The organism is Dietzia sp. DQ11-38-2 (assembly GCF_014145055.1).
Lineage (GTDB): Bacteria > Actinomycetota > Actinomycetes > Mycobacteriales > Mycobacteriaceae > Dietzia.
This window is the reverse complement of record NZ_JAALDW010000446.1, coordinates 3,761-6,964: the sequence shown is the minus strand read 5'-3', so window position 1 is coordinate 6,964 and position 3,204 is coordinate 3,761. Positions and strand designations below refer to the sequence as shown.

The following is a 3,204-nucleotide window of genomic DNA, read 5'->3' as shown; positions in this document are numbered from 1 at the left end:
CCCCGTGGCCGAGGACGAGCTCGTCCGCTCCGCCACCGCCCGGGTGCTCGCCGCCCCCGCCGATCTCATGGTCCTCACCACGGCGACCGGCGTCCGGTGGTGGACACAGGTGTGCGAGGAGTGGGGGTACTCGACGGACCTGCACGCCCTGATGGACCGGGTGCCGCTGTACTCCCGCGGACCCAAGGTCACCGGAGCACTCCGCGCGGCCGGCCTGCGCGAGCACGCGTCGGCGGCGAGCGAGGCGACCCCCGAACTCCTGGAGATGCTGCTGGAGCGCGGGGTCGACGGCCTCACCGTGGCCGTGCAGCTGCAGGGGGCGAGCTCGGACTGGAACCCCATGGCGCCGCTGGTGGAGGGTCTCCGCGAGGCGGGAGCCGAGGTGATCGTGGTGCCCATCTACCGGTGGGAGCTCCCCGAGGACCTGGAGGCCTTCGACGACCTCGTCCGGACCGTCTCCCGGGCGGGAGTCGACGGGGTGACGTTCACCGCCGCCCCGGCCGTGGTCTCGATGCTCGAGCGGGCGGACCTGATGGGGATCCACGATGACGTGCTGGACGCCCTGTCCGGCCCGGTCGCCGCCCTCTGCGTGGGGCCGGTGACCGCCGAACCTCTCGTCGACCTGGGTGTGCCCGTGTCGATGCCGGACCGGATGCGCCTCGGCGCGCTCATGCGGCACGTCACCGACGAGTTGGTCGCGCGGTCGCGGACCGTGACGGCGGCAGGGCACGAGCTCACCGTGTGTGCGGCCGGGGTCCTCATGGACGGTCGCCCCATCGAGCTCTCGCCGGCGCCGCTGGCGCTGTTGCAGGCGATGGCGGACCGGCCGGGCAAGTGCCTGAGCCGGGAGGACCTCCTCGCCGTACTCCCCGGCGACGGCGCCGACCCCCACGCCGTGGAGACGGCGATGGGACGCCTGCGCAGAGCGCTCGGGGTCCCCGGCCTCGTGACCACCGTGGTCAAACGCGGATACCGGCTCTCGGTCTAGAGTCGGCGCTCGGTCCAGAACCACCGGGGGACAGGACGGGCCACACGCGCGAACAGGCGCCACCACGTGAACCACGCGGTGGCGCCTGAGTGGCGGTACGGCCCGATCAGGGGCGCACCAGGTGTACTCGGCTAGGCGGCGGTCCGACTGGTCTGGTGCCGGATCGCGGGCTGCGTCGAGACCAGAACCGTGCCGTCGACGACCCTGGCGGGGAAGACGGACAGCCCGTACGCCTCGTCGTCGATCCCCCGTCCGTCGTCCAGGGCGTACGCCTGCTTGCCGATGGGGGAGATGGCCACCGGAACGCCCCCACGGTCGCCGACGAGACCGCGGCTCATCACGGCGGCCCGGGCGATCGGGTCGATGTTGCACAGGGCGTGGACGCTCCCGTCGTCCAGGAGGTAGACGGCGATCTGTCGGCCGTCGGGCAGCAGGGCGGCGACGCCCCGACCCGGGATGAGCCGATCGAGGGAGCAGACCACGATCTCGGTCGGGGAGAGGGTGGCGGTCATGATGGTGTCCTTTCTGAATGTGCTGCTGGGTGGTCAGGCCCGTGCGGGCATCGCGGGGGAGCCGAGAAGAACGGGGACCTTGCGGCCGTCCTGCTCCTCGAACTCGACGGTGGGGTCCGGGGACTCGGGGGCGTTGACGAAGGACACGAAGCGCGCGAGCTTGTCCGGGTCGTCGAGGACGGCGGACCACTCGTCCACGTAGCCCGCCACATGCGCTTCCATGCGGCCCTCGAGTTCCGCCGCCAGGCCGAGCGAGTCGTTGCACACCACCTCGCGGAGATGGTCGATCCCACCGTCCATCGACTCGAGCCAGGGCGCCATCCGCTGCAAGCGCTCGGCGGTCCGGACGTAGAACATCACCGTCCGGTCGATGTAGCGGATCAACTCCTCGTCGGTCAGGTCCCCCACGAGGAGTTGCGCGTGCCGGGGCGTCGCGCCCCCGTTGCCGCCGACGTAGAGGTTCCAGCCGGTCTCCGTGGCGATCACGCCGACGTCCTTGCCGCGGGCCTCCGCGCACTCGCGGGCGCAGCCCGAGACCGCCATCTTGATCTTGTGGGGGGCGCGCAGCCCGCGGTAGCGGTTCTCCATCGTCACCGCCATCCCGACGGAGTCCTGCTGTCCGTACCGGCACCACGAGGTGCCGACGCAGCTCTTGACGGTGCGCAACGACTTGCCGTACGCGTGCCCCGACTCCATCCCGGCGTCCACGAGCCGCTTCCAGATCACCGGCAGTTCCTCGACGCGCGCCCCGAACATGTCGATGCGCTGACCTCCGGTGACCTTGACGTACAGGTCGTGGTCGCGGGCGATCTCCCCGATCACGATGAGCTGCTCCGCGGACACCTCACCTCCCGGCATACGGGGAACCACCGAGTACGTGCCGTTCTTCTGGATGTTGGCGAGGAAGTGGTCGTTGGTGTCCTGCAGGGCGGCCTGCTCGCCGTCGAGGACGTGGTCGGAGCTCGTGGAGGCGAGGATCGAGGCGACTGTGGGCTTGCAGATGTCACAGCCGGTCCCGTGGCCGAAGCGCTCGATGAGACCGGAGAAGGTCCGGATGCCGGTGACCGTGACGATCTCGAAGAGTTCGGAGCGGGACTGCTCGAAGTGTTCGCACAGCGCCGTCGACTGCTCGACCCCCTCCGCCTCGAGGACCTGCTTGAGCAGGGGGATGCACGATCCGCACGAGGTGCCGGCCCGGGTGCAGGACTTGAGGTCGGCCACGTCGCAGGCGCCGCCGCAGATCGCCTCGCGCACGTCGCCCTTGGTGACGGCGTTGCACGAGCAGATCTGTGCCTCGTCGGGGAGCGCCTCCACGCCGACCCCGGGCCCGGCGTCGGTGGTCCGTGAGATGAGCGAGATCGGGTCGTCGGAGGGCAGGGCGCGGCCGACGAGTGGCTTGAGCAGCGAATACGGCCCGGAATCACCGACGAACACCCCTCCCAGGAGGGTCGTGGCGTCGTCACTCATCACCAGCTTGGAGTAGGTCCCCGCGACGGGGTCGTTGACCACCACCTCGAGGCAACCGGGCGTGACGCCGTGCGCATCGCCGAAACTCGCCATGTCCACGCCGAGGAGCTTGAGTTTGGTGGACAGGTCGGCCCCGGTGAACTCGCCCTCTCCGCTGAGGATCGTGGACGCGGCGACCTCGGCGGAGGTGTACCCGGGGCCGACGAGCCCGTAGCAGGTGCCGTCGATGGCGGCGCA

At 70.7% G+C, this 3,204-nt stretch carries 3 protein-coding genes; 1 reads left to right on the top strand and 2 read right to left on the bottom strand.

Annotated features, from left to right (window positions below):
* The coding region (locus G6026_RS14270; protein WP_182613562.1) for a uroporphyrinogen-III synthase at window positions 1–988 on the top strand (988 nt) is incomplete at its 5' end.
* 131 nt (window positions 989–1,119) lie between these two features.
* On the opposite strand, the gene nirD is transcribed toward G6026_RS14270, so the two are convergent.
* Both nirD and nirB read right to left on the bottom strand, forming a co-directional pair.
* Window positions 1,120–1,500, bottom strand: a complete 381-nt coding sequence (gene nirD / locus G6026_RS14265) for a nitrite reductase small subunit NirD (RefSeq protein WP_107755832.1) — start codon at window positions 1,498–1,500, stop codon at window positions 1,120–1,122.
* A 33-nt stretch (window positions 1,501–1,533) separates the two neighbouring features.
* Window positions 1,534–3,204 (bottom strand): nitrite reductase large subunit NirB (gene nirB, locus G6026_RS14260; protein WP_182613561.1); only part of this gene is annotated, 1,671 nt, incomplete at its 5' end.

Excerpts from the sequence above, each read along its gene's own strand:
- nirD (WP_107755832.1), bottom strand. The coding sequence starts at position 1,500 with ATGACCGCCACCCTCTCCCCGACCGAGATCGTGGTCTGCTCCCTCGAT.